Consider the following 26,786-nt stretch of genomic DNA (forward strand, 5'->3'; position numbering starts at 1 on the left):
GCCGAACCGGTATCGATGAAGGGAAGAAAGCAATGAACACACGCAAGATCCGCATCTGGGACCTGCCCACCCGACTATTCCACTGGCTGCTGGTCGTGCTCGTGGTCGCCGCCTACGTCACCGGCCAGATGGGTGGCAGCATGATCGAATGGCATGGGCGCGCTGGCGTGGCGATCACCGGCCTGCTCGCCTTCCGCATCGTGTGGGGCATCGTTGGCTCCACCTACGCGCGCTTTGCGGATTTCGTGCCCACGCCCGGCCGCATCGGCAGTTACCTGCGCGGCCAGTGGAACCGGCCCGGCCATAATCCGCTCGGCGCGCTGTCGGTGTTTGCGCTGCTTGCGATCATGATCTTCCAGGCGGTTACCGGCCTGTTCTCGAACGACGAGATCGCCTTCTCCGGCCCGCTGCGCGACCTGGTGAGTTCCGCGACCAGCGACCAGCTCTCGGGTCTGCACAGGCAGAACTACTGGGTGATCATCTTCTTCGTCGCGCTGCATGTCGGCGCGGTGATGTTCTACGCGCTGGTGAAGAAGGACGACCTCGTCAAGCCGATGATCACGGGCGTGAAGGAAGTCGCCGATCCGGCGCACGAGCCCGCCCGTGGCGGTGGCACGGTGGCCTTCATTGTCGCCCTCGCGCTCACCGCGGCGGTGCTTTACTTCGCCACCGGCAGCTTCATCGAGCCGCCGCCCCCGCCGCCGCCCGCGGCGTGGTAAGGATGCGAGGCGGGCCTGCCAGCAAGCTGCCCGACCGCTGCGGTCAACGAAAAAGCCACCCCTGACGCGGGGTGGCTTTTTCGTGTGCGCCGACGAGGCTCGTGCCCGCGTCGGCGTGTGCAGGATCACTCCATGCGGTACTTGTCGTGACAGGCCTTGCAGCTGCTGCCGGTGTCGGCGAAAGCCTTCTGCACCGCGGCCTTGTCGCCGCTGGCTGCGGCCGTCGCGAGCGCGGCGGCGTTGGTGTTGAACTCGGTGGCGATCTTGCCGACGTCCTGCATGTTCTCGAAGAATTCGGGCTTGACGCGGGTCTTCACGTTACCGATGTCCTTTTCGGTGCCCGGGCCGTACAGCGCACCCATGCCCGAACCGGCGATGCCGGCGATGGCCGCGGCTGCGGCTTGAACCTGCTGGGCATTGTATTCGCCCTCGAGATTGGCCTTGATCTTGCCCATGTTCCAGCTCATGAAGCTATAGCCGGCCTGACGGTACTTGATCTGGTCCTCAGGTTTGACCTGGGCCGAAGCGGCGGTCGCGAGGGACAGGGAGATGATGCCGAGAGCGATTGCTTTTTTCATGTGGAACCTCCAGGTTCGTTGCTGGAGAAGTCTTCAGTGGTGCCGCGATATGCCGCCCGAACGTGCGTTCGCGCTGCAAGGGATGCCTCTGGTCCGGGGCTGTACTGCATACGTATGGCTCATATCACGAGAACCTTATATCAAAATTCATTGATGTGGGTCATGCTTACTCGCCAGAATATTGCTTTTTCGGCCTAAAGCATCCTGCATTTCGGTCGTTGAAGCGGATGTTGATCGATCAGGAAAGGTAAGGTTCCCAAATGAACGTCGGACAGCAAAACTCGACAAAGCGTGTCTCCTCGACGCCGATCTGGCTTCGGCTCACCGGAGTCATCTGGCTGATGATGGTGCTCGCCTTCGGCAGCATGATCGCCTGGGAAACGAAGGTGAACCGCGAGACGGCGATCGATCAGGCGAAGGACTTCGCTGCGGCGATCAACGAGATGACCATGGCCGGGCTGACCGGAATGATGATCACCGGCACCGTAGGGCAGCGCGACGTCTTCCTTGACCAGATCAAGGAGCTCTCGGTGGTGCGCGATCTGACCGTGTTGCGTGGGGAGGCCGTGAGCAAGGTGTATGGCGACGGGGGCGGCGGCGCGGTAGCGGTCGATGCCGACGAGCGCTCCGCCCTGAGCGAAGGCCGCAGTACCTTGCGTGTAGAACACAGCGCCGAGCATGGCGAGCATCTGCGCGTCGTCATTCCCTCGCTTGCATCGAAGAACTGGCTGGGCAAGGACTGTATCCTCTGTCACCAGACCAGCGAAGGAACCCCTCTGGGTGCGGTGTCGATGCGGATCTCGCTCGACAAGGCGAATGCGGCGGTGACGGAGTTCCGCAACGAAAGCATCGCATTTGCGCTCCTGGTGTCGATACCGCTGATCGGTTTCGTCTACTTCTTCATCAGCCGCTTCGTTACCCGCCCGCTCGACCAGCTCAATGCCGGGATGGCCGAGATTGCCGCGGGCGGCGGCGACCTGACGCGCCGGTTGCCGGTGCGCGCTGGTGATGAGATCGGGCGTGCCGCGAGCTCCTTCAACCAGATGCTCTCGACCCTGGGCGGGCTCGTGCGCCAGGTTGGGGATTCGGCGACCTCGGTGACGCAGGCTGCGCATGGTCTGGCCAAGGATGCGGAAAGGGTTGCGGAGAGCTCGCACCGGCAGAATGAAAGCTCGGTCACGGCTGCAAATGCGGTCGATGCGATGGTGGAGAGCATCTCCGACATCGCCACGCGTACCGCAGGCGTTCGGGAACGCTCGCATGACAGCCTGCGGCGCTCCCAGGAGGGCACGCAGAGTCTCGCCCGCCTGGTTGGCGAGGTCGGGGGAGTCGAGACAGCGGTGCGACAGATGGCCGACGCGGTGTCGGCGTTCGTGGCATCTGCCCAGGCCATCACACGCATGACCGGTGAGGTGCGCGAGATTGCCGAGCAGACCAACCTGCTCGCGCTCAATGCCGCGATCGAGGCAGCGCGTGCCGGCGAGCAGGGGCGGGGTTTCGCGGTCGTCGCGGACGAAGTACGCAAGCTGGCGGAGAAGTCGGCCAAATCGGCCGGCGAGATCGACACCATCACGCGCGAGGTCACCAGCCGTTCTGATTCCGTGCAGTCGGCAATCGACCGCGGCCTGGATCACCTTGCCTCCAGCCGCGAGATGGCCGACGCGGTGCAGCAGGTGCTGGCAGCAGCCAACTCGCTGGTGGTGGAGGTTGGCGAGGGCTTGGACCGTATTGCCGACGCAACCGGAGAGCAGCGCAATGCGAGCGAGTCCGTCACGCATAGCATTGGCGAGATCGCAGGCATGGCGCAGAACAACAACCAGGCGCTGGAGCAAACGGTCGCTTCGGCGCGCGAACTCGGCGAACTCGCCTCTCGGCTGCAGGAGTCGGTTGCGCGTTTCCGCTTCTGAACGTGCCTGCGTCGCCGACCAGACTTGGCGGCGGCGCAGGCTTTCCTGCTGCTGTCCGTCGGCTTACTCGATGCGGACAGGTACGAAGATGCGGGCGTTTCCACGCTGGATCAGCACCGCGAAGCGATTACCCGCCCCCTCGAGCAGGGCGCGCAGTTCAGTGACGTTCTTCACCTGCTGGTTGTTCACCGCAAGGATCACGTCGCCTCGCTGCAGCCCGGCCCGGGCGGAAGGGCCGTCGACACTCTCGATGATCACGCCGCCGCGCAGGCTCAGTTCCGCTGCTTCCTGGGCGGTCAGGGTGCGCGCGCTGAGTCCGAGTCGTTCGTTCAGACGCTCGACCTGGCTGGGTGTCGCCTCGCCCGCGCTGGCAAGCGTCTCGGTTTTCATCTCGTCCAGCGTCGCGGTGATGCTGCGACTGCGGCCGTCGCGCCAGACTTCCATCTTCACCCGGGTGCCGGGCCGCTTTTCACCGATCACCCGCGGCAATTCCGCTGAATCGTTGATGCGGCGACCATCCACGCTCAGCACGACGTCGCCCGCCTGCAGGCCCGCCTTCTCGGCCGCGCTGTCCGGCTCCACGCTGGCGACCAGCGCGCCGTAGGCCTCCGCGAGTCCGAAAGACTGCGCGAGATCCTTGTCGACGCCCTGGATGGCGATGCCCAGACGCCCTCGTTGTACGCGGCCATGCTCCACGAGCTGGTCCTTGATGTTCATCGCGACGTCGATCGGGATCGCGAACGAGATGCCCATGAAGCCGCCCGAGCGTGAGTAGATCTGCGAGTTGATGCCGATCACCTCGCCCGCGAGGTTGAACAGCGGCCCGCCCGAGTTGCCCGGGTTGATCGCGACGTCGGTCTGGATGAAGGGCACATAGGTTTCGTCCGGCAACCTGCGTGCCTTGGCCGAGATGATGCCCGCAGTCACCGTGTTCTCGAAACCGAAGGGCGAGCCCATGGCCACCACCCATTCGCCCACACGAGCGTCGTCGGCGTTGCCGATTCTCACAGCCGGGAGATCCTTGGCGTCGATCTTGAGCAGGGCGACGTCTGTGCGCCGATCGACGCCGACGACCGAGGCCTTGAACTCGCGCTTGTCGATCAGCGTGACCGTGACCTCCGAGAGCGCGGGATCCGTGTTCTCGTCCGTGACGACGTGGGCGTTGGTCAGCACGTAGCCATCCCGGCTGACGATGAAGCCCGAGCCGATGCCCTGGCGCGCACGCGGACCCATGCCGGGCTGGCCGGGGAAGCCGGGCATGGGTACACCGAAGCGGCGCAGGAAATCGTAGAAGGGATCGTTGGCCATGGGGTTTTCACCCATCGTGCCCTGCGTACTGCGCTGCACCACGCGGATGTTGACCACGGCAGGACCGACCTGCTCGACCAGGTCGCCGAAATCCGGCAACCCGTAGCGGTTCGGGCTCACCATGGAGGCGGCCGGCGCCGCCTGGGCATGTGCGTGGGGGATGAGGGCGGTGCCGGGCAGGGCGGCAGCGATCGAAAGGGCGAGAGTTGTGGTGAGGATGTGTTTGCGCATGATCGAGTCCGTACTGAATTCCAGGTTCGACGACGGGAGGTGGACGTCGAAGTGCGTCCGGTGTTCCCCGAGTCGCATTCGCTTGCAGATCCCGCGTGCGGTGGAGCGTATTGGGCGGCCTGGAGGCCTGCGCTAGAAGGTCGTCTCCAGGCTCAGGTAGATGTGTGGCGAGCTCTCGTTCGGTGTGCGAGCGCGATACTGTGACGTCGCCTGTAGCGGCTTGTGTGCAAGTTCCTGGTGGCGGCCGAGCAGGTTGGTTGCGGTCACGCGCGCCTGAACCGGCTGGCTTCCGAGCCGGAAGCTGCGGCCCATGCTCCAGTCGAGGGTGGTGTAGGCCGGAACGCTGTAACGCAGTCCGGGAACGTGATTCGTCCCGGCCTCGAGCGGCCCCATGCGCATCACACTCAGCATGGAGTGCCACGCGCCCAGTTGCTGCAGCCAGCTCAGGGTGGCGGTATGCGGCGCGATGCTGCCACGCACCACGGGGTCGTCAGCGCGGCGGTCGATGACGCTATGGGTGAATAAAAGGGTTGTGCCGGCGCTCGGCTTGAAGCTGAGTTGGTATTCGATCCCCGTCAGACGGATCCTGCCCGGCATGTTGGTCCACTGCGTTGAACCCATCACCGGATCCAGGGGCAAGGTTGGGGCGACCGGGGTGCGGTGGATGTAGTCCCGGATGCGCTCGTCAAAGATGCGCGCGTCGAGCAGGCCGCCGAACGGGAAGGCGCCCAGGTAGCCGAGCTCCCAGGTGTCGATGCGGGCTGGCCCGAGTCCGGGGTTGGGGGTATGGCGCTGGTTGACCGCACCAAGCCCCGCGGCGCTGACGACCACGTTGACCCAGCGCTCGTGCAGCGTGGGCTGGCGCCATGCACGCGCATGGCCGAGGCGCCAGGTGCTCGAGGCGTCAGGCTGCCAGTTCAGGAAGACGCGCGGCGGCAAGCGTACACCGTCGCCTTCGATGTGTTCGGCCATGGCGCCGATGTTCCACAGCCATTCGGATGCCATGCGCCATTCGCCGTTGCCGAACAGGCGCCACTCCTGCCGCGTGGGTTTGCGACCGTCGCTGAACAGGAAGTCCGACTGGATCCGGTCGTAGCGCCAGCCCGCACCCCACAGCAGGCGCAGCCCTGCCGTGGGTTCGAAGCGATGCTGGAATTCGATGTCATCGCGCTGGCTGCTGCGGTTGTTGTTGACATCGCCATAGGTATCCGGGAGCAGGCCGCACAGAGCGCCGCAGTTCGCAAGCGAACGCACCTGCCAGGCATCCCGGGTGCGCTCGCTGTTGTGATACCACGACAGCAGCCACTCTTCCTCGGCCGAGGGCGCATGGCGCCATTTGGCGTGCAGCGAGTAGTCGCGCTGCCGGAGGTTGCGCTCGCCGCTGCCGTCGAACAGTGTGCCGGTGTAGCCGACGCCGAGCTTGCCATCACTGTAGGCTGCGGAGAACTCAAGCGCATTTGCCGGATCGATCTGAAGGTCGCCGCGCAAGCCGAGGACGCGCAGGCGCTGGTCGTCGCGCAGACCAGACCAGCCGTCGTCGCGTGATTCCTGAGCGGTGATGCGCAGCCCCAGCGGCCCATCGTGCATGACTGCACGGCCAGTCACATCGGCGATGCCATGACCGCCGAGGCGCACGCCGACCGAACTGCCAGTTTCGGCTGCGGTGTGCCGGGTGAGGATGTTCACCACGCCGAGAAAGGCGTTGGATCCGTAGCTGGCGGAGTTCGAGCCGCGCACGATCTCGATGCGCTCGATATCCTGCAGCGCCAGCGGAATGGCGCTCCAGTTCGCGCCGCCGGAATAGTGAGGAGAGTAAATGGAGCGGCCATCGACCAGCACCTGCATCTGGTTGGGGTATTCCGCCCCGAGCCCGTGATAGGTGACCCACTGCTGGTTGCCGCGCTCCTGGGCGACCTGCATGCCGGGCACGAGCCGGAACAGCCGGGTCAGGTCGCGGTACCCGGTGGCTGCGATGAACTCGGCATCGAGTACGGTCATGGCCGCCGGGGTGTCGGACAGGGGCTGGGGCAGGCGCGATGCGCTCAGAACGACCGGCAGCGGCTGGAAGAAGCTCTCTTCCGCCTGCACCGACAGCCCGATGCCCAGGGTCATCAGGGCGATGATTGACGAGGGGAGTCGGGTGGCATGAAACGGCATCGGCGCGGGAAGCAGCGTGGGCACGGAGTGCGCAGTATACCCATCCTCAGCGGGGGCTGGCTGAGCACCTGTCGCGCCTTACGGGGTAACATTCGCCATCGCCTGCATCGGTTGCCCGGACTGGATTGTCCGCCCACCTCATGACCCTCACCGACTTACGCTATCTCGTCGCACTCGCCCATGAGCGCCATTTCGGCCGCGCAGCCGAGAAATGCCACGTCTCCCAGCCAACGCTGTCGGTCGCGGTGAAAAAGGTCGAGGAAGAACTCGGCATCCAGCTCTTCGAGCGCAGCGCCGCCGAAGTCAAGATCACCGAGACCGGCCGAAAGATCGTCACGCAGGCGGAAAAGGTGCTGATGGAAGCGAGCCAGATCGCGGAGATCGCCGCGGCCGGCAAGGATCCGCTCTCCGGGCCGCTGCGCGTTGGCGTGATCTACACGATCGGCCCCTACCTGCTGCCGAGGCTGATCCCGCGCGTGCACCAACTCGCGCCCAAGATGCCCCTGATCATCCAGGAGAACTTCACTGCGCGCCTGTCCGAGGCGCTCAAGCGTGGTGAGCTCGATGTGATCATCCTCAGCCTGCCCTACGAAGAGCCGGGCATCGTGGCCCAGCCGGTCTATGACGAGCCGTTCCGTGTGCTGCTGCCAGCGGAACACCCTTGGACGGCGGAGAAATCCATCTCGGCCGAGCACCTGGCCGACGATCAGCTACTGCTTCTCGGTGCAGGCAACTGTTTCCGTGAGCAGGTGCTCGAGGTGTGCCCGAGCTGCCGCAACATCGGTGGCCTGCAACGTACGCTGGAGGGCAGTTCGCTGGAAACCATCCGGCACATGGTCGCCACCGGCCTAGGTGTCACCGTGCTGCCGAGCTCCGCAGCCGATGATGCATCGACGCAGAACCCGCTCGTGTCCGTGCGCCCCTTCTCCGATCCGCAGCCTTCGCGCCGGGTCGCGCTGGCGTGGCGGGTGACCTATCCCCGAAGCGGTGCGATCGATGTGTTGCGCACTGCGATCCTGGACAGCGGTCTGCCCGGCGTGAAGCCGGTCGGCCGGAAACCGTCGTGATAGCCCTTCTGGATGAAGGGGATCTCCATGATCAATTGGATCAATCGGCAGGATTGGCTTAGCATCTGAATGTACGCGGCACCGAAGGGTGCCCCCCATGAACAACGCATCGAAAGGAGAGTCGGCATGGATATCGATATCGGCATCAACAAGAAGGATCGCGCGAAGATCGCGGAAGGCCTGTCCCGTCTGCTGGCCGACAGCTACACGCTGTACCTGACCACGCACAATTTCCACTGGAACGTGACCGGGCCGATGTTCAATGCCCTGCACACGATGTTCGAAACGCAGTACAACGAACTCGCGCTGGCGGTGGACGAGATCGCCGAGCGCATCCGCGCACTGGGCTTCCCGGCCCCCGGTACCTACAAGGAGTTTCAGAAGCTCACCAGCATGAGCGAGCCCGAAGGTGTTCCGAGCGCGCAGGAAATGATCCGCCTGCTGGTGCAGGGCCAGGAAGCGGTGATCAAGACCGCACGCAGCATTGCCCCGATCGCCGACAAGGCGAGCGACGAGCCCACGCTCGACCTGCTGACCCAGCGCATGCAGGTGCATGAGAAGACCGCCTGGATGCTGCGCAGCCTGCTCGAAGGCTGATTCGCCGGTAGATGGTGATCAAATGAGAAACGGGCCCTCGGGCCCGTTTCTCATTTGCGGCGTTCATTGTGCCAGGTCCAATCCTGCTGGATCAGCCCGCCTTCTTGCGGGTTGACGCTCGCTTGGGCGCGGGTGCCTCGTCGGATTCGTTCTCTGCCGCAGCCTTGGCACCTGCCTTGGGCGCCTTCGGTGCCTTGGCCTCGAATTCGAAGCCGACCTTGCCGTCCTTGCCGCGCACCAGAAAGGCGGAGAACTTGCGCCGCGTGCGTGCCGATACGAAGCCCTTGAGCAGGTCGGTCCTGCCTTCGGTCAGCAGCTTCGCCATCTGCTCGCGCTCGATCGGCTGCTGCAGGATGATCTTGCCGGAGCGGAAATCGCAGCTCTTGCCCGGCCCGACCGACTTCTCGCACACGTAGGCCATGCCGTGCTCGAACACGCGGCTGGCGCATTTCGGGCAGGCGCCGATGCTTTCCTGCGCGGAGAAATCCACCGCCTCGGCTTCTTCGCCTTCCTTGGGCTGGCCGAAGTCGAAGGTGGGCTGCTTGTCCTCGTTCAACACGATGTCGGCGTTGAACAGTCGCCCCATCTTGTTACGGAAGCCGAGCAGCGGGCCGACCTTGCCCGCGCGCAGCAGGGTCTCGATCTCGTCGTATTCGAACTGGCGGCCGGCGACGATCTTCCAGGTGCTCCAGTCGCAGCTCTGGCAGGCGAACTTCTTGTAGTTCTCCTTCACCACGCCGCCGCACTTCGGGCAGGGCGTCTGCAGCGTGACGAACTCGCCGGGCACGGTGTCGGATTCAAAACGCTTGGCGCGCTCGACCACCTCGCGCGTCATCTCGGCGATCTCGTTCATGAAGGCTTCGCGGCTGAGCTTGCCGTGCTCCATCTGCGTGAGCTTGTATTCCCAGCCGCCGGTCAGTTCCGGCGAGGTCAGCGCAGTGACGCCAAGGCCCTTCAACAGCGTGATCAACGAGAAGGCCTTGGCGCTCGGGATCAGCTCGCGGCCTTCGCGGTGGATGTACTGCTCGCTGATCAGGCCTTCGATGATCTGCGCGCGTGTGGCGGGGGTGCCGAGACCGCGCTCGGCCATCGCCGCGCGCAACTCCTCATCGTCCACCATCTTGCCCGCGCCTTCCATTGCGGAGAGCAGTGTGGCTTCGTTGAAGCGCGCCGGCGGCTTGGTCTGCAGCGACTTGACCACGATGTCCTCGGTGGACACGGTCTCGCCCTGCTTCACCGCGACCAGCTGCGGGGCGCTGCTTTCCTTGGTGTCTTTCTCGTCGTTGGCGGCTTCCTTGCCATACACCGCCAGCCAGCCCGGATTGACCAGCACCTTGCCCTCGGTCTTGAAGGCCTCGCCCTCGACGCGGGTGATGCGGGTGGTGATCTGATACTCGGCCGCCGGGTAGAACACCGCCAGGAAGCGCTTGGTGACGAGGTCGTAGATCTTGTGCTCGGCGTCCGACAGGCTCTTCGGCAGCGCCCCGGTGGGGATGATGGCAAAGTGGTCGGAGATCTTGGCGTTGTTGAAGATGCGCTTGTTGGGCTTCACCCAGCCCTGCTTGGCGATCTCGTTGGCGAAGGGCGCGTACTGGTCGGGCAGCGTGCGCATGACCTCGCTCACGGTGGCGAGGTAGTCCTCGGGCAGTGCGCGTGCGTCGGTACGCGGGTAGGTCAGCACCTTGTGCTTCTCGTACAGCGCCTGGGCGAGTTGCAGCGTCACCCGGGCGGAGAAGCCGAAGCGGCCGTTGGCCTCGCGCTGCAGGCTGGTGAGATCGAACAGCAGCGGCGACAACTGGGTGGAGGGCTTGGCCTCTTCACTGACCACGCCCGGCTTGCCTGCGCACTTGCTGCGGATGGCCTCGGCCTGGGCCTTGTCCCACAGGCGGAAGGCGGTGGCGTGTTCGTCGCCCTCGGGCTTCCTGAACTTCTCGTCGAACCAGCGCCCCGGGTACTCGCCGGCGGCGCAGCCAAAGCGTGCTTCGAGTTCCCAGTAGTCCCGCGACTTGAACTTGCGGATCTTGTCCTCGCGCTCCACGACCATCGCCAGCGTCGGTGTCTGCACGCGGCCTACCGTGGTGAGGTGGAAGCCCCCGGTCTTGGAGTTGAACGCGGTCATCGCGCGCGTGCCGTTGATGCCGATCAGCCAGTCGGATTCGGCACGACAGATCGCCGCGTTGCGCAGGCCCTCGACCTCCTGCGCGGCGCGCAGGTGGGCGAAGCCGTCGCGGATCGACTGCGCGGTCATCGACTGCAGCCACAGGCGCTGCATCGGCTTCTTGCTGCCGGCGTGCTGGGCGATGAAGTTGAAGATCAGCTCGCCCTCGCGGCCCGCGTCGCAGGCGTTGATGAGGCCGGTGACATCCTTGCGCTTGATCAGCCGGGTGAGCAGCTTCAAGCGGTCCTCGGTCTTCTCGATCGGCTTGACCGCGAAGTGGGGCGGGATGACCGGCAGGTGGGCGAAGGTCCACTTTCCGCGCTTGACCTCGAACTCCTCGGGCACGGTGAGCTCGAGAAGGTGACCGACGGCCGACGACAGTACGTAGTCGTCGGACTCGAAGTAGTCCTTCTCCTTGGTGAAGCCGCCCAGCGCACGGGCGATATCCTGCGCGACGGAAGGCTTTTCCGCGATGATCAGTTGCTTGCTCATGCTCTATGGAAAGCGAGTGGCGCGCCAACGGGGGACGCGTCGGTTGGGAAGCGGCGGATGATACGGACGCCCTGCGGGTGCAGACAAGTCGTGCAGGGGCTGGGTTCAGTGCAGCGTGGGTTCGTAGGCCCAGTCGTCTTCCTCGGTCAGCAGTTCATCGACCATCAGCATGTCGATCTGCTCGTCCTGCTGCCACAGCACCATCAGCACGATGACCTTGAGACGGTTGAGCGTGATCGTGAAATCGTCCAGCGCCATGGCGCGCTCGATGATCAACTCGCGATGCGCGGCGGACAGCACGCCGGCGCTTTCCAGCAGGCTGAGGAAGCCGCGACAGCGCGGATCGAGCTGGGCCTGCTCCTCGTCCGTGTAGATGCGCACGGATCCGGCGCTCGGGGCCAGCCCCGGATGGATGTCGCGCGAAACGCGCCGCAGGCCGGCGAGCCAGTCCAGCGCCTCGGAGATGTCCTCCTGGTCGAAGCCGGCCGCCGAGAGCTTGCGCGTGAGCAGGTCCGTCTCGGGGAAGGCATCGGTGTGGATGTAGCTTTCGAACAGATAGACGAGGATGTCGAACAAGGCGGCCTCTTGTGGGTGCGGCGCTTGCCGGACGTGCGGTGCGTCGCGGCGGAGGGTCTTGCGGGACGGTGCGGCCGGTTTCAGGTGCGCTGGAAGCGACCGCCAGGCAATCTGGCCAGCAAGCCCTCCAGCTCGAGTGGCAGCAGGATGGCGTAGAGGGCATCCACCGTCAAGCCAGCCTGTGCCGCCAGCGTGTCGATGTCCACGGCCTCCTGACCGATGAGTGCGAGCAGGCGGGTGCTCTCGTCATCGAGTTCGAGCGCATGCTGGATGGGGCCGGGCGCGACCTGCGGCAGCGCTTGCCCTGCGTCCGCGGGCACCCTTCGCCTGCCGCGTTTTGCAGCTGGCGCGGCGTGGAGGGCGGGCAGACCGAGCCGGCCGCGCAACTCCTCGATGACGTCTTCCGCAGTCTCGACCAGTTTCGCCCCGTCGCGGATCAGGCGGTGGCAGCCCCGAGAAAGGGGGGAGTGGATGGAGCCGGGTATGGCAAACACTTCACGCCCACTTTCGGTGGCCAGACGGGCGGTGATCAGTGAGCCGCTGTTTACCGCAGCTTCCACAACCAGCACTCCTTGCGCGAGGCCTGCGATGAGGCGGTTGCGGCGTGGAAAGTTGTGCGGAAGCGGCGGGGTGCCGAGGGGCAGCTCGCTCACCACCGCGCCGGTATGTGCGATCTCGCGCGCAAGCGGAGCGTTGCGTGCCGGGTAGATACGGTCGATACCGGTGCCGATGACCGCCACCGTTCCGCCGCCCTCAGGCCCAGCCGCGAGGGCACCGCGGTGCGCTGCGGCGTCGATGCCGAGGGCGAGCCCGCTGACGATGGAGAAGCCCTGTCCTGCGAGCGCGTGCGCGAAGGCTTCGGCATTGGACATACCTTGCGCGGTGGCCGAACGCGCGCCGACCAGTGCGATGCCGTTGCGCAGCAGCAGCTCGGGGCGGCCTTTGACGTACAGGAGCAGCGGTGGGTCCGCGATGTCGAGCAAGCCTTGCGGATAGTTCTCGTCAGCCAGGGTCAGGATCTGGTTGCCGGGCTCGTCCGCCCACGCGAGGCTGCGCTCGATGGCTTCGGTGTCGGGGTCCGCAAGGATCGCGTCAGCCGATTCGCGCCCCACGACCGCAGCGAGCGCGCTGCGGTTGGCGTTGAAGATGTGGTGGGGCAGGCCGAACGCCGCCAGCAGATTGCGCTGGCGGCTTGCGCCCAGCCCCGGGATCGAGGCCAGGCGCAGCCAGTGCGAGCGCTCGTCCCCTGCGGGCTTCAGCATGAAGCGGGTGAGTGCGCACGCACCGGGGCGGCGATACTCAGGGTTTGCGCACTGCGTCGGAAATCGTCACCTGGCCGTCTGATTCCATCACCAGCGCGTAGGAGACACGATCGAACACGCGGAAGACGAACACCAGGCCGTAGCGCTTCTCCGGCAACTGGTAGGTTTCCTTGCCGTTCTCGCCGGTGTACTCGGCGACGCCACGGTTCCGATACAGGGTCAGCACATGACCGCGCTCGACCCCATCCTGTTCGCCGACGTTGAGCGCAACCACGTGGAGACGGCCCGTTTCGCTGACGCCGCGGTGGATGGCGATGACGCGGCCTTCAACGTCCTGCTCGGGGGCGTGCGGAGCGTAGGAGAAAACGCTCGGTGTCTCGCTCGGCATCATCAGGTCGCCAACGCCGATTTCCTCGACTGCGGAGGTGATCTCGAGCGTGGTGGGGTTGCCGCGCTCGGTGACGCGGGCAGTGCCCAGATAGGCGGCCTCCCAGGCGATGGTCTCGTGTGTCAGCGGATCCTCGAGCGGGCGTGCGGGGCGGTAGATGTGCCACACTTCGGTATCGGGATCTACGTTCTTTGCGAACACCGTATCGCCCGAGCCCGTCAGCACGCGGCTGGTTTCGGTGGCGATGATGGTGGCGGAGCCTTCCAGGCGCGGCTGGTCGACGACCAGCGGTCGGTTCAGGAAGGGTTCGATGACCTGCAGCGGAATGCTGGCCACCGCGGCGTCAAGCGCTTCGGTGTAGATCCTCGGGCGGATGCCCTCGTCCTGCGCACCGACGCGCTGACCGATCGTCAGCCACGGGCCGCTGCGGTCGAGCAGGATGACCTGGCCGGGGTAGATGAGATGCGGGTTGCGGATCTGGTCGCGGTTCAGGCGCCAGACTTCAGGCCAGCGCCAAGGCTGCCGGAGGAAGCGCCCGGAGATGTCCCAGAGCGTGTCGCCGCGAACCACCGTGTAGCTGTCAGGCGCATTGTCGGCAAGTTGCACGCCGGACTGGGCATGAGCGGTCGCGCCGAGGAGGGTCGCGAAGCCAACGAGCAGAGGGAATATAATTCGAATCATTGTTCGCATCCGGTCGGAGCGGAGCTGGCCGGGAGGATCCCGGAACACCGCGGACTGATCAGGGTCGAAACCGGTAACGAGCGCTGTCGCAAACTGCTCCGGTATCCCGTCGTAATGCATGCATGAGCATGCGAAACCGCTCGAAATTCTGCACTTAAAGACTTATCCCAGCAAGGCATTCATGGCTCTCCTACCCATTCTCCGTTACCCCGATCCTCGCCTGCACACGGTTGCCCGACCGGTGGCGGAGGTGAATGACGAAATCCGCCAATTGGTGAAGGACATGGCCGAAACCATGTACGAGGCACCCGGGATCGGTTTGGCCGCGACCCAGGTGGATTTTCATCAGCGCGTCATCGTCATCGACGTCAGCGAAGATCAGACCGGTCTCATGGCGCTCATCAACCCCGAGATCCTCGAGCGCGATGGCGAGCAGGTGCATGAGGAAGGTTGCCTGTCCGTACCCGGAATCTACGAGAAGGTGACGCGTGCCGAACGTGTGAAAGTTCGCGCCCTGAACGAAAAAGGCGAATCTTTCGAGTTCGAGGCCGATGGACTGCTCGCGGTGTGTGTGCAGCATGAGATCGACCATCTCGATGGCAAGGTCTTCGTCGAGTATCTCTCGCAACTCAAGCTCGGCCGCATCAAGGCCAAGCTGGCCAAGAAAGCGCGCATCACCGCGTGATGGCCGCGCCTTCATCCACGGCTCGCAGCGGCTTGCGTGTCGCTTTCGCAGGAACGCCCGAATTCGCCGCGACCGCGCTCGAGGCCATCCTCGCCGCAGGGCATGAGGTGTCGCTGGTGCTGACCCAGCCCGACCGCCCCGCCGGGCGCGGCATGAAACTGACGCCCAGCGCGGTGAAGACGCTGGCACTCGCACGCGGCATCGAGGTCGATCAGCCCGAGAAGCTGCGCACCGAGGAGCAGCGCGCACGCCTCGCCGCGTGTGCGCCCGACGTGCTGGTGGTCGCTGCCTACGGTCTGATCCTGCCCAAGGAGGTGCTGGATTTGCCGCGCCTGGGCTGTCTGAACATCCACGCCTCGCTGCTGCCGCGCTGGCGGGGTGCAGCCCCGATTCACCGCGCGATCGAGGCGGGTGACGCCGAGACCGGTATCACCATCATGCAGATGGACGAGGGACTGGACACCGGCGCCATGCTGCTCAGGCGCGCTACCGCCATCCTGCCGACCGACACCACGGCCAGCCTGCATGATCGCCTTGCAGCGCTGGGGGGCGAGTGCATCGTCGAGACGCTGGCAGCCCTGCCGCGCGGTGGGCTGATCGCAACGCCGCAGCCGGCCGAGGGGGTGACCTACGCCGCCAAGATCGCCCGCGCCGAGGCCGTGATCGACTGGACACGCCCGGCGAACTACATCGAGCGCATGCTGCGCGCTTTCGATCCCTTTCCCGGGGCGGCCTCCTGCCTGCGCGACACCTTGGTGAAGTGCTGGGCCGGAGAGGTCGTGCCCGGCGACGGCGCGCCTGGCACAGTGCTCGCGGCCGACGACGGCGGGATTACCATCGCCTGTGGCCGTGACGCTTTGCGTTGCACGGTGTTACAGCGCCCGGGCAGCAAGCGCCTGCCCGCAGGGGAATTCCTGCGTGGATTCCCGGTCTCTGTCGGCGAGCGCTTCGCATCTGCAGCATGAGCGCTGGCGGCGTCCGAAGCGGCCTTGAAGGCGGCCCCGGGCGCCCCAAGCTACACTGACGAATCAATCTTGCAGGAAGGATCCCGCAATGTTCGGAAACTGGATCAAGACCTCCATCCTGATGGCCGGCATCGTCGCCCTGTTCGGCGCGATGGGCGCGGCCATCGGCGGCCAGCAGGGCATGCTGATCGCGCTCGTGATGGGCGGCGCGATGAACGTCTGGGCCTACTGGTTCTCGGACAAGATGGTGCTGAAGATGTACAAGGCGCGTGAGGTCGATGCCGCCTCTTCGCCCTACCTGTACAACATGGTCGCCGAACTCGCGCGCCGCGCCGAGTTGCCCATGCCCAAGGTGTACATCATCGACGAGGCCCAGCCCAACGCCTTCGCCACCGGCCGCAACCCTGAGAACGCCGCAGTTGCGGCCACCAGCGGCATCATCCGCATGCTCTCCGAGCGTGAGCTGCGCGGTGTGATGGCGCACGAACTGGCGCACGTGAAGAACCGTGACATCCTGATCTCGACCATCTCGGCGACGGTCGCCGGCGCAATCTCGATGCTTGCCAACTTCGGCATGTTCTTCGGCGGGCGTGACGGCGAGAACCGTCCCAACCCCATCGTGAGCATCGTGATGATGATCCTCGCGCCCCTGGCCGGCATGGTCATCCAGATGGCGATCAGCCGCACGCGCGAGTTTGGTGCGGACCGTGGTGGCGCGGAGATCTCCGGCGACCCCGAGTCGCTCGCCAGCGCGCTCGCCAAGATCGATGCCTACGCGCGTGGCATCCCGATGCACACCGCCGAACAGCATCCCGAGACGGCACAGATGATGATCATGAACCCGCTCTCCGGCGGGGGGTTGCGCGGCCTGTTCTCCACTCACCCGTCCACCCAGGACCGCATCGCCCGTCTGCGCGCAATGGTGCGCTGAGGCTAGCGAAGCCGGCGGGAGCGCCCGCCCGCTGCAAGCTGCTCCCGAACGCGGTAGCATTCGCCCCTTGGCGGGCAATCGTGGCCGATCTTCGTTCGGCCCGCCCGCCGCGGAGCGTTCTCTCCGCGCCTCGTTGCCCGGCATTGCACCGGGCGGATTAAGTCCCGGCGCACCTGCACCGGGACGGCTGGCTTGCCGTGCGTTCGCGCGCCGGCTGCCGAAAATCGGGAGTAGTTCATGCACGACATCCATTCTGCAGGACGCAGAGGCTTTCTGCTGTCTTCGGCCGCGCTCGCGCTCGCTGGCGTCCTGGGTTCAAGTTCTGGCGCGGCGTTTGCCGCACAGCGGCCGGCCCGACTGGTCATTACCGCGATTCCGGACGACGGCGACGCCGATCGCATGCGCGAGCATTTCGGCGCATTGGCGCGCCTGCTCGGCCAGGCAACAGGCATTCCGGTCGAGTACATGCACGTCGAGAACTACGCCGCCAGCGTCACCGCGCTTGCGACCGGCCGTGCCCACATTGCCTGGCTCGGTGCCGTGACCACGGCGCAGGCGCGCATGCAGATGGGCGAAGCGCTCACCGTGCTGGGCTGCCGCGACATCGACAAGCGCTTCGTCAGCTATTTCATCGCCAACCCGTCGACCGGCCTGACGCCGGTGAACGATCTCGCCGCACTCGCCAAAGCGGCCCAGGGCAAGGGCTGGAGCTTCACCTTCGGCAGCAAGAGCAGCACCTCCGGGCACGTGATGCCGCGCAAGTTCTTCATGGACCAGACCGCGAGCACGCCGGAGAAGGTGTTCCGCACCGTGGCCTATTCGGGTAGTCACGACGTGACCCTGCGCATGGTGGCCGACGGCACGCATCAGCTCGGCGCCCTGAACTACGCGTCCTGGGACAAGGCCGACGAGGCGCTCAAGGCTCGTGCGCCGATCGTCTACAAGACCCCGACCTACATCGATTACGCCCTTGCCGCCCGTGCCGACCTCGGCCCCGAACTGCTGACGGCCTTGCGCAGCGCGCTGCTGTCGATCGACGGCAGCACGCCCGAGGGGGCACAGGTGCTGAAGTACCTCAAGGCCGGCAGCTTCGTCGAAGCCGAAGTGGGCGAGTGGCAGCATTACGTCGACCTGCTCGAGTCTGGGCTCGACATCGGCGGCTGAGCGCCGCGCGGGCCGTTCCCCGAGGGCGGGCGGCTGTGGAGCGCTTGTCCGCAGGTGCGGGCAAGCCTCGCGCCCACCGTCCGGTTCATCAGACAGCATGGGTGCGCGCCGCGTGCGTCGCATGCCCTTCATCGATCTCATCATGAACATCGACTCTCCCGACGTTCCGGCGTGTACGCTGCCGCCGGTGCGCCTCGTGGCGGCGGCGGTCGCCTATGGCGGCCAGCGCGTGCTCGATGACATCAGCCTGGACATTGCGCCCGGTGAGCGTGTCGCCGTCATCGGCCCTTCCGGGGCGGGCAAGACCACGCTGTTTCGGCTCGTATCGGGGCTGGTCAAGCCTGCGGCCGGGCATGTGCTCACGCTGGGTGAGGATACGCGTCATCTGCGCGGGCGCCGGCTGGCGCGGCTGCGACGGGCGGTGGGTTTCCTGCATCAGCAGGACAACCTGATTCCGCAGTTGCGTGTGGTGCACAACGTGCTCATGGGCCGCCTCGGCCACTGGTCGATCGCACGCGCGCTGCTGTCGCTGTTGTGGCCGCAGCAGATCGAGCGCGCGCGCGCGGCGCTGGTTCGCGTCGAACTTGCCGACAAGCTGTGGGCGCTGCCTGACGAGCTGTCGGGCGGCCAGCAGCAGCGTGTCGCAGTTGCCCGCCTGATCGTTCAGCAACCGAGGCTGGTGCTGGCCGATGAGCCGGTGAGCGCACTCGATCTGCGCCTCGGCCGCGAGATCATCGGTCTGCTGGGTGAGTTGGCACGGCGCGACGGGGTCACGCTGGTGGTCAATCTGCACACGCTGGATCTGCTCCAAGGCCATTTCGACCGCGTTATCGCCTTACGTGGCGGTCGCCTGTTCTGGCAGGGTGAGCCGGCGCAGATCACGCAGGGAATGTTGCGTGATCTCTACGGTGCCGAGTATCGCGCCTTGCACCTGGACGAGATCGAGGTACCGGCGTGAGCGGATGGACGACCTCAGGGCATCGCGCAGCGTACGCCAGCGTGGCCGCGAGAGGCTCGGCTCCGGACGCTCCCTTGACCGACGCTGTCGGAGGGGTGGGATGAGCACGCTCGCGCTGGCTTCGGCAGCGCGCCATGCGCGCCGTCCGCTGGGCCATTTCGTTGCCCTGCTCGCCGTGCTGCTGGCAATGCTGTTGGCCTTCTCTGCAGCGGACTGGGATTGGAGCGCGCTTACGGACGCCGAACGCCGCGCACAGGCTGCGGCGCGCATCGGCGCCTGGCTGGCAGCCTTCGCCCGCCCCGACCTGTCGCCGGACTTCGTGCGCAATGCCATGGATCTGACCCTGCAGACCCTGTCTGCAGCCATTCTCGGCACGGCGCTGGCGGTGATGCTGGCCTGGCCGCTGGCGATGGGGGCGAGCCGTGCCGTGTGCGTCGGCGAGGAGCGTGCCGTAGCCGGTGGCGGCCTGCTCACGCGCCTCTGGCGGAGCCTGCCGCTGCGCTCTCCGGCCGCGCTGCTGTGCGCCGCCTGCCGGCTGGCGCAGGATATCCTGCGTGCCGTGCCGGATTTCGTGTGGGCGATCATCCTGGTGGCGCTGATCGGTCTTGGCCCGCTGACCGGTGCCCTCGCGCTGGCGCTCAACATCACCGGCATCCTCGCCAAGGTGTATAGCGAGCTGTGGGACAGCGTAGACCCGGCACGCTATGCCCAGGTGCGCAGCCTCGGCGGTGGGCGGCTGGCGACCTTTCTGTACGGCATCCGCCCGCTCGCGTCGCGCAATGTGCTGTCCTTCACGCTGATGCGCGCCGAATGCGCGATCCGCAACGCCGCGGTGATCGGTGCGGTGGGCGGCGGCGGGTTGGGCTCGGAGATCTGGTACCAGGTGCGCTTCGGTGCCTGGGATAAGGTGAGCACGCTGATCCTGTTCACCCTGTTGCTGACGCTGGCGGCGGACCTCGCCAGCAACACCCTCCGTCGCCAGTTGCGCGGTGACTCGTCCCGCCAGGGCGGCGGGGCCTCTTGCGTGGTGGCCGGTCGTGGCGATGGGCTGGGCGATGGACCGCAGTCGCCGGTGTGCGTGGATGCGCTACACCCGGGCCGGGTTGCAAGCGGGTCCATGTCTTCGCCTGTCACGCGGGGGGGCGCCCGTCCGCCGCCGGGTCCCTGGCTGGCTAGCGCACTGGTTGTGCTGGCGTTGCTGTGGTCGCTCTGGTTCATGGGCTGGGGCAACCGGGGGGGAGAGGATGGGGCGGCGCGAAACCATCTTGCGCCCGCCATGGAGCTGCTGAGCGGCGAGGCCTGGGGCAAACTGCGCTTCTTCGAACGCTTGCTGCGGCCCGAACTCGACCTCGCCGCGATCGGCTTTGGTGACCCGGCCAGAGTCAGCGCGCGGGCCGGCGAGGGCAAGGCGGTCGAACTCTTCGCCACCCATGGCGTGCTCGATTTCTGGCGGCCATCGGCTTGGCTCGCCTGGCAGCAGGCACTGCAGAAGTGGTTCGTGTGGCGGGTGTTTGAGTCAGCGGCGATCCCGCTCGCCATCGCGGTGGTTGGTACGATGCTCGGCGTGGCGGCTGCGATCCTGCTGACCTACCCGCACTCGGCCAGTTTCCAGCTACATGCCGCGCGCTTCAGTGGCGAGACGCCGGCGCCCTGGCTGCGCGTGCTGCGCGCCTTGCAGCTCGCGGCCGCGCGCGCAGCCGCGGTGATCGCACGCGGTGTGCCCGAGGTGATGTGGGCCTTCCTGTGCATCGCCTTCTTCGGTCCGGGCCTGGTAGCGGGCACGCTGGCGATTGCGCTGCACACGCTGGGTGTGCTCACCCGGGTCTTCGGCGAAGCGGTGGACAACCAGCCGTTGCGCCGCTTCGAGCCCACGTGCGGCGCCTCGCGCCTGGCGACCTATGGTCTGGTGGCAGTGCCGCGCGTGTGGCGCGACTGGATGACCTACAGCTTCTTCCAGTTCGAGAGCAACGTGCGCGCAGCGGTGGTGCTCGGACTGGTTGGCGTTGGTGGCCTGGGCTTCCAGTTCAGCTTCAACTTCGAGTGGTTCCGCTTCGAGCGTGCCGGCACCTACCTGCTGGTGATGGTGCTGCTGACGGTCATGATCGACCGCGGTTCGCGTCTGCTCAAGCTGTCCCGGGTTGGGCGCTGAACGGTCGGGCAGCAGGCAAGGGCTTGGTGTAGGCTAATAGGCGGATCAGCCGGCGCCCGACGAACAAGCCGGTAACCACCTCACCCACAGGAGCAGAAACATGAGCAAAGTAACCCTCGGCGGCAACCCGATCGAAGTGGCGGGCCGTTTCCCGCAGGCCGGCGATGCTGCGCCCGCCTTCAGCCTCACCGGCGCTGACCTGGCGGACGTCGGCCTTGGCGCTTTCGCCGGCAAGCGCAAGGTGCTGAACATCGTGCCCAGCCTGGATACCCCGGTGTGTGCGGCTTCGGCGCGCAAGTTCAATGAGGCCGCTGCCGGTCTCGCCGACACCGTGGTGCTGGTCATCTCGGCCGATCTGCCTTTCGCCGCCAAGCGTTTCTGCGAGACTGAAGGCCTGCAGAACGTGCATACGCTGTCGACCTTCCGCAACCCCCAGTTCGCCCAGGACTACGGTGTGGCGATCACCACCGGTCCGCTCGCGGGCGTGACCGCGCGCGCGGTCGTGATCGTGGATGCGAATGACAAGGTCGTCTACGCGCAGCGCGTACCCGAGATCAAGCAGGAGCCGGACTACGCGGCGGCGCTCGCGGCGTTGAAGTAAGCGCATCCGGAGCATCCAGCGCACAGCATAGGACGGGCCCCACGCAGGGCCCGTTGCACGTGTGGGCTCAGCGTTGAAGTGCGGCGGATTCCGGCCGCTGCGGTGCGCCAAGGTGGCTGTCGTCCTCGAGCGGAAACACGCCGAGCTTCTGGTCTGCAAGGCGAACCGTACTCGGTCCGCGGTCGTGTGGGATGCGCAGCGTGTTTTCGCCCATGGCGATGACGCAGCCCTCGTACATCGCACTCTCTGCGTTCACGCGTGCCTGCTGGACCAGCATCAAGTGGTGGCGCAGGCCTTCTTCCTCGCCACGCAGGGTTTCAATCTCTGTAGACAGGGTGGCGGCGGTTTCCTCTGCGCGGGCGATGATCTCGGCTGCGATCTTCCCCGGGCTGCGATCGGCCAGGGTGAGCAGCTTGCCGATCTCGAGCAGCTTGTTCTCCCTTTGGTCGCGCTCTGAGGCCTTGTCCTGCACGGCGCGGGCAAGGGCAGGATCGCTGCCGATTTCGATCTCGGTGCGGATGCGGTTCGGGGCGCCGATCACGCGCGCATGCACGGATAGACCGGCACGTGTCAGCCCGCCGACGATGTGACCGCGGCGCTCATGTCCGACGCGGACGTGGTTTGCGGCTTCAAGCTGGCTTTGCATGACCAGATCATCGATGAAGATCGAGTCGCCGGCGCAGATGCGCGCCTGCTGGGCATAGGTGGCGGAGAAGCTGCCTTCGCAGCGGATTGCGTGGGCGTTGGTGTCCTTGGCTGCGCCCTTGGCGCCCAGGCTGCCGACGACCCCGCCTCGCACGACAATGTTTCCGCCAGCCTCCAGGGTTGCGTTCTCGACCGCGCCGCCGATCTCGATGTCGCCGGTCGCGCGTACCGTCATGCCCGCCTGTACGTCGTTGCGTACGCGGACAGTGCCGTCGAAGACGATGTTTCCGGTGGCCATATTTACCGCGTCTACGGTAAACACCGGCTCGACTATGATGCCGCCGCGCACCTTCAGTGGCTGGCCGTCGGTGCTTGCCACGAGCAGGTCGGGGTCGTCAGCTGCGGGCGCCACGCCGCGCAGGCCGGCGGCGAAGACCACGTTGCGACCAGGCTTGGCGGGCACCGGGCGAGCACAGACGCTCAGGCCTTCGGTGCCATTCGTGGGGGGGTGGCGGCGCATCAGTGCATCGCCGGCATGCACCACCAGCACCTCGCCGAGGTCGCGATAGTCGGTGCGTCCGCTGGGGTGCACGCTCGGGACGCGTTCGCGTGTCTCAGGTAACAGGCTCTCGAGCTGCCCGTCCTCACCGGCAACGGGTTCCCGTCCGCGGGCGATGACCAGGTCCTCGGCCTTGCCGGCGGCGATGGTATCCGCGATCGCTTCGTCCAGCACGCCTTCGAAGACACCCTTGCTTGCGAGCAGCGCGCGCAGATCGGATTCAGTGGCGGGCTTGCCACCCTTGGGGGGAACGAGGTTCAGGCGCGCGGTGAGCCCATCGAGTGCGACTACGAGCTCGAGGCTGGCATCGACACAATGGGCGATCTCGATCGGCGGCACGGTCTCGCCCGCGTTGTAGCGTGCGATCAGGTGCTTGATCGGCTCGGGCCGGATCTGCAGCTTGCCGTAGCCGGCGGCTTCGAGCCGGCTGCGCAGCCACATCGCGTCGACACGCGGGAAGCGGGCGTCGGGCGCGACGCTGGCGCTGAGCGTGCGCGTGGCCTCGTCCAGCGTCAGGGTCAGTGCAGGCCCGGTGGGGCGGTCGTTGTCCATGCGTTCGGTATGTGTCCCTGTGGAGGGCGGAAGTGTCGCTGCATTCTAGATGTCCCGTGATGAGGTGTTCATGCGCTGGATCAATCGCGGGTTCCGCAAGGCGTGCCGCCGGTCAGCGGGGCGTCTTCAATGGGTCGGGCAGCTTCAGGGTGCCGGAATCCGAAAAACGCATGCTGCCGATCAGCCCGCCGGCGAGCCGGCCGCGCAAGGTGTAGGGTACTTCGGCCTTGCCCTCGCCTTCGATCACTCCCAGCGCCTGACGCACTACTGCGATGGCCGACACCGACACCGGGATCTCGATCAGCGCCTCGCCGAAACGCGGCACGCTGCCGCTGCGGTCGCTGACGCCGCTGGCGAAGGGGCGATTGTTGAGGTCGAGGTCGAGCGCGATGCCGTCGAAATCGATCGCGCGCTCATTGGGGTTCTGCACACGCAGCTTCACCTTGAAGCGCATCTCCATGCCTTCGCCCGGAATTGGCTCCAGCCCGACGACGTTGATGCGCACCTGCTCCCGATGCGTGAAGCTCGCGCAGCCGGTGAGGCCGGTCAGCAGCAGCGTGCAGAGCGCGAGCAGCAGGGCGCGCAGGAAGGATGGAGGCGCTGCGGGGCTTGCGAAGGACATGGCGGATCTCCCGGAAATGCGGTGTGTGAGCTTGGATCTGCGGGACAGGGTTGCACCATTCTGTCGATCCGTTCTGCATGCTCTGAAGTCATGCGTGTGCTGTGTGTGGCGTGCGTGTGAGCCAGTCGAGCAGGCGATCCATCAAGGCGTGGGTCATGGCGAAGTGATCCGGTGCCCCGTCCAGGATCGTAGCCTCGTCCTGAATCCAGCGCGCCGGCACGAGCTCGTCGCGGCAGTGGTGGACGATCGCGTGCAGGCTTTCGGGCGTCATCTCGAGGTGGAATTGCAGGCCTACCGTGCGTTCGCCGAGCTGGAAGGCCTGGTGTCTGCAGGCGGCGCTGCTGGCGAGCAGTCGAGCGCCAGGCGGCAGGTCAAAGGTCTCGCCGTGCCAGTGCAGCACGGCGGTGCGCGCCGGGAATTCGAAGCGCGGTACCGGCGTGTCCGTGTGATCCGTGCTGCCTGCGGACGTGGCGGCCGCAACCTCGAACCAGCCGATTTCCTTCTCGGCATTGCGATACACGCGTGCACCGTGGGCGCTGGCGATGAGTTGCGCCCCGAGGCAGATGCCCAGCACCGGGCGATTGAGGGCGATTACTTCGGCGATGAAGCGCTTCTCTTCGGCCAGCCAGGGGAATTCCGCTTCGTCGTTGACGCTCATCGGTCCGCCCATCACCACCAGCAGTCCGACCTCAGCCGGGTCGGGCAGCGCGGGGGAGGCCCAGAAGCGGGTGTAGCGGATGTCGGCCCCCCGTTGTGCCAGCCATTGGCCGATGTAAGCGGGGCCTTCGAAGGGAACGTGCTGCAGGATGTGCGCTTTCATGAGGGCGGATCGGTGGCGGTGGGTGGGCACTGACCGAAGCATAGCCCAGTGCAGGCGGACTGTCGGCGAACGGGCGAAGCGGCAATAATTCTGTATGTCCGACACCGATGCCCCCGTTCCGCGCCGAGCGTTCTCCACCCTGCGCGGCCTGCTCCCCTTCCTGCGCCCCTACCGTGGGCGGGTGGCTCTCGCCTTCCTGTTGCTGTGCCTGGGATCGGCAGCGATTCTGGTTGTGCCGCTGGCGTTTCGTGACCTGATCGATGCGGGCTTCGGCGGCGTGTCTGCGGCTGGCGTAGCCAGCACCGGGGCAGCGGCGCGCGGAGGGCTGTTCGGCGCGCAAGATCTGGACGGGCGCTTCGTTGCGCTCTTCGGCCTCGCGGTGTTCTGGGCGGCGGCCGTGGCGGCGCGCTATTACACCGTGTCGTGGATCGGCGAGCGGGTCACCACCGATCTGCGCAGCGCGGTGTACGCGCGTGTGCTGCGCCAGTCACCGCAGTTCTTTGAGACCCTGCAGACCGGTGAGGTGCTGTCCCGGCTCACGGGTGATACGACGCTGGTGCAGACCGTGGTGGGGAGTTCGATCTCGATGGGCCTGCGCAGCCTGTTCCAGTTCGCCGGCGGCATGGTGATGCTGGCGGTCACCAGCGTGCAGCTCTTCGGCCTCATCTTCGGGCTGATGGCCCTGATTGCGCTGCCGATCACCCTCATCGGTCGCCGCGTGCGCAGCCTGTCGCGCGAGGCGCAGGATCGCATTGCCGATGCGTCGGCGCTTGCCGGCGAGATCCTCAACGCCATGCCCACGGTGCAGGCCTTCACGCAGGAGGACAACGAGGCCGCGCGCTTCGCTGCGCGCGCCGAGACCAGCTTCGCCACCGCGGTGCGGCGCACGCGGGTGCGCGCGGTGCTCACCGGGCTGATCATCGCCGCGGTGATGGGCACGATCATCTTCGTGCTGTGGATCGGCGCGCGCCAGGTGCAGGCGGGCGCACTGTCGGTGGGCGAGCTTGGCGCCTTCGTGATCTACGCTGCGCTGGTGGCGGGCGGCGCCGGCACGCTGGCCGAGGTATGGGGTGACGTGATGCGTGCGAGCGGTGCCACCGGACGCCTGCTGGAGCTGCTGCACGCCGAGCCGGCGATCCGCGATGCGGAGATGGCTGCACCGGCGCCGTGGGGGCGGGATTGCCCGCTGCCACGGGATAGGTCTCCGGGCGCATCGACCGTTGCGCAGGCGGATTCGGTTGCGGAGGCTCGAATCGAGCTCGAGCACGTCGTTTTCCGCTACCCCGCGCGCCCGGCTGTGGCGGCGCTCGACGACGTCTCGCTGCAGATCGCTGCAGGCGAGAAGGTCGCGCTGGTCGGCCCGTCCGGTGCGGGCAAGACCAGCCTGTTCCAGCTGCTGATGCGCTACTACGAGGTGTCCGACGGCCGGGTATGCATCGGCGGCCGCGACCTCCGCACGTTGCCCTTGCGCGCCCTGCGCGCGCGTATCGCCATCGTCCCGCAGGACCCGGTGATCTTCTCCGCGAGCGCGCTGGACAATATCCGTTACGGCCGCCCCGACGCCCGTGACGACGATGTGATCGCTGCCGCCCGCGCCGCTGTGGCCGATGAGTTCATCTCCCGCCTGCCCGAGGGCTATGCGACCTTCCTCGGCGAGCGTGGCACCCGGCTCTCGGGCGGCCAGCGCCAACGCATCGCGATTGCCCGCGCAATCCTCAAGGGTGCGCCCATCCTGCTGCTCGACGAGGCCACCAGCGCACTCGACGCCGAATCGGAGATCCTGGTGCAGCAAGGCCTGGCCGCCGCGATGCAGGGGCGCACCACACTGATCATCGCGCACCGCCTGGCGACGGTGCAGAAAGTGGACCGCATCGTGGTGATGGACGCCGGCCGTATCGTCGAGACCGGCACCCCGGCCGACCTGCGCCGCCAGGGCGGGCTGTACGCACGGCTGGCGGCGCTGCAGCTGGAGGGGTGAGCGGACCAGCGGGTCGCGGGGGCGCCACGTGCACAG

General features: G+C 66.4%; 22 protein-coding genes. 12 read left to right on the forward strand and 10 right to left on the reverse strand.

Annotated features, from left to right (window positions below; translation table 11 throughout):
* Nucleotides 1–32: 32 nt before the first annotated feature.
* Nucleotides 33–719, forward strand: a complete 687-nt coding sequence (locus ACUH78_RS14085) for a cytochrome b/b6 domain-containing protein (protein ID WP_445333770.1) — start codon at nucleotides 33–35, stop codon at nucleotides 717–719.
* A 125-nt stretch (nucleotides 720–844) separates the two neighbouring features.
* Here ACUH78_RS14085 and ACUH78_RS14090 read toward each other — a convergent pair whose 3' ends face one another.
* Nucleotides 845–1,297, reverse strand: a complete 453-nt coding sequence (locus tag ACUH78_RS14090; RefSeq protein WP_418365273.1) for a c-type cytochrome — start codon at nucleotides 1,295–1,297, stop codon at nucleotides 845–847.
* Nucleotides 1,298–1,557: 260 nt separating this feature from the next.
* Here ACUH78_RS14090 and ACUH78_RS14095 point away from each other — a divergent pair, with 260 nt between their 5' ends.
* Nucleotides 1,558–3,204 (forward strand): methyl-accepting chemotaxis protein, encoded by a 1,647-nt coding sequence (locus tag ACUH78_RS14095; protein WP_445333771.1) that lies wholly within the window; start codon nucleotides 1,558–1,560, stop codon nucleotides 3,202–3,204.
* Nucleotides 3,205–3,267: 63 nt separating this feature from the next.
* Here ACUH78_RS14095 and ACUH78_RS14100 read toward each other — a convergent pair whose 3' ends face one another.
* Nucleotides 3,268–4,743 (reverse strand): DegQ family serine endoprotease, encoded by a 1,476-nt coding sequence (locus tag ACUH78_RS14100; RefSeq protein ID WP_445333772.1) that lies wholly within the window; start codon nucleotides 4,741–4,743, stop codon nucleotides 3,268–3,270.
* Between the two features lie 132 nt (nucleotides 4,744–4,875).
* Nucleotides 4,876–6,924, reverse strand: a complete 2,049-nt coding sequence (locus ACUH78_RS14105) for a TonB-dependent receptor plug domain-containing protein (RefSeq protein WP_445333773.1) — start codon at nucleotides 6,922–6,924, stop codon at nucleotides 4,876–4,878.
* A gap of 116 nt (nucleotides 6,925–7,040) precedes the next feature.
* On the opposite strand from ACUH78_RS14105, the gene ACUH78_RS14110 reads away from it, so the two are divergent.
* Both ACUH78_RS14110 and ACUH78_RS14115 read left to right on the forward strand, forming a co-directional pair.
* Nucleotides 7,041–7,967, forward strand: a complete 927-nt coding sequence (locus ACUH78_RS14110) for a hydrogen peroxide-inducible genes activator (RefSeq protein ID WP_445333774.1) — start codon at nucleotides 7,041–7,043, stop codon at nucleotides 7,965–7,967.
* 126 nt (nucleotides 7,968–8,093) lie between these two features.
* The gene (locus ACUH78_RS14115; protein WP_445333775.1) at nucleotides 8,094–8,564 is read left to right on the forward strand and encodes a Dps family protein; all 471 of its coding nucleotides are present in this window, start codon (nucleotides 8,094–8,096) and stop codon (nucleotides 8,562–8,564) included.
* Between the two features lie 91 nt (nucleotides 8,565–8,655).
* Here the strand turns inward: ACUH78_RS14115 and ACUH78_RS14120 are convergent, their stop codons facing one another.
* From ACUH78_RS14120 to ACUH78_RS14135, 4 genes are all read right to left on the reverse strand, one after another.
* On the reverse strand, nucleotides 8,656–11,214 hold the full coding sequence (locus ACUH78_RS14120; protein ID WP_445333776.1) for a DNA topoisomerase III: 2,559 nt from the start codon (nucleotides 11,212–11,214) through the stop codon (nucleotides 8,656–8,658).
* A gap of 105 nt (nucleotides 11,215–11,319) precedes the next feature.
* Nucleotides 11,320–11,790 (reverse strand): Smg family protein, encoded by a 471-nt coding sequence (locus ACUH78_RS14125; protein WP_418365266.1) that lies wholly within the window; start codon nucleotides 11,788–11,790, stop codon nucleotides 11,320–11,322.
* Between the two features lie 80 nt (nucleotides 11,791–11,870).
* Nucleotides 11,871–13,052: a DNA-processing protein DprA gene (gene dprA / locus ACUH78_RS14130; protein ID WP_418365265.1), complete on the reverse strand. Its 1,182-nt coding sequence runs from the start codon at nucleotides 13,050–13,052 to the stop codon at nucleotides 11,871–11,873.
* Nucleotides 13,053–13,089: 37 nt separating this feature from the next.
* On the reverse strand, nucleotides 13,090–14,121 hold the full coding sequence (locus ACUH78_RS14135) for a LysM peptidoglycan-binding domain-containing protein (RefSeq protein WP_418365264.1): 1,032 nt from the start codon (nucleotides 14,119–14,121) through the stop codon (nucleotides 13,090–13,092).
* Nucleotides 14,122–14,302: 181 nt separating this feature from the next.
* Here ACUH78_RS14135 and def point away from each other — a divergent pair, with 181 nt between their 5' ends.
* From def to tpx, 7 genes are all read left to right on the forward strand, one after another.
* Entirely contained in the window at nucleotides 14,303–14,806 is a 504-nt protein-coding gene (gene def / locus ACUH78_RS14140; protein WP_435751488.1) for a peptide deformylase, read from the forward strand.
* Nucleotides 14,806–15,771, forward strand: a complete 966-nt coding sequence (fmt, locus tag ACUH78_RS14145; protein ID WP_418365262.1) for a methionyl-tRNA formyltransferase — start codon at nucleotides 14,806–14,808, stop codon at nucleotides 15,769–15,771. Before def ends, fmt begins: the two co-directional genes overlap by 1 nt.
* An 88-nt stretch (nucleotides 15,772–15,859) precedes the next feature.
* Nucleotides 15,860–16,702: a zinc metalloprotease HtpX gene (gene htpX / locus ACUH78_RS14150; RefSeq protein ID WP_418365261.1), complete on the forward strand. Its 843-nt coding sequence runs from the start codon at nucleotides 15,860–15,862 to the stop codon at nucleotides 16,700–16,702.
* A gap of 237 nt (nucleotides 16,703–16,939) precedes the next feature.
* Nucleotides 16,940–17,866: a phosphate/phosphite/phosphonate ABC transporter substrate-binding protein gene (gene phnD / locus ACUH78_RS14155; RefSeq protein ID WP_445333777.1), complete on the forward strand. Its 927-nt coding sequence runs from the start codon at nucleotides 16,940–16,942 to the stop codon at nucleotides 17,864–17,866.
* Nucleotides 17,867–17,963: 97 nt separating this feature from the next.
* Entirely contained in the window at nucleotides 17,964–18,824 is an 861-nt protein-coding gene (locus ACUH78_RS14160; RefSeq protein ID WP_445333778.1) for a phosphonate ABC transporter ATP-binding protein, read from the forward strand.
* A gap of 100 nt (nucleotides 18,825–18,924) precedes the next feature.
* Complete coding sequence (locus ACUH78_RS14165; protein WP_445333779.1) at nucleotides 18,925–20,973, forward strand: PhnE/PtxC family ABC transporter permease; 2,049 nt, start codon at nucleotides 18,925–18,927, stop codon at nucleotides 20,971–20,973.
* 100 nt (nucleotides 20,974–21,073) lie between these two features.
* Nucleotides 21,074–21,574 carry a thiol peroxidase gene (gene tpx, locus ACUH78_RS14170; protein ID WP_435751483.1) on the forward strand — a complete coding sequence of 167 codons (501 nt, stop codon included), beginning with the start codon at nucleotides 21,074–21,076 and terminating at the stop codon, nucleotides 21,572–21,574.
* 67 nt (nucleotides 21,575–21,641) lie between these two features.
* Here tpx and ACUH78_RS14175 read toward each other — a convergent pair whose 3' ends face one another.
* The 3 genes from ACUH78_RS14175 to ACUH78_RS14185 form a co-directional block, all read right to left on the reverse strand.
* A complete protein-coding gene (locus tag ACUH78_RS14175; protein WP_445333780.1) occupies nucleotides 21,642–23,330 on the reverse strand; it encodes a flagellar assembly protein A in 1,689 nt (562 codons plus the stop codon).
* A gap of 112 nt (nucleotides 23,331–23,442) precedes the next feature.
* Entirely contained in the window at nucleotides 23,443–23,952 is a 510-nt protein-coding gene (locus tag ACUH78_RS14180) for an LEA/WHy family protein (protein WP_435751481.1), read from the reverse strand.
* An 88-nt stretch (nucleotides 23,953–24,040) separates the two neighbouring features.
* Nucleotides 24,041–24,772 carry a type 1 glutamine amidotransferase gene (locus tag ACUH78_RS14185; protein WP_445333781.1) on the reverse strand — a complete coding sequence of 244 codons (732 nt, stop codon included), beginning with the start codon at nucleotides 24,770–24,772 and terminating at the stop codon, nucleotides 24,041–24,043.
* 94 nt (nucleotides 24,773–24,866) lie between these two features.
* Between ACUH78_RS14185 and ACUH78_RS14190 the strand changes: the two genes are divergently transcribed.
* On the forward strand, nucleotides 24,867–26,750 hold the full coding sequence (locus tag ACUH78_RS14190) for an ABC transporter transmembrane domain-containing protein (RefSeq protein ID WP_445333782.1): 1,884 nt from the start codon (nucleotides 24,867–24,869) through the stop codon (nucleotides 26,748–26,750).
* Nucleotides 26,751–26,786: the final 36 nt, after the last annotated feature.

Source organism: Thauera sp. ZXT1-4, assembly GCF_052598215.2.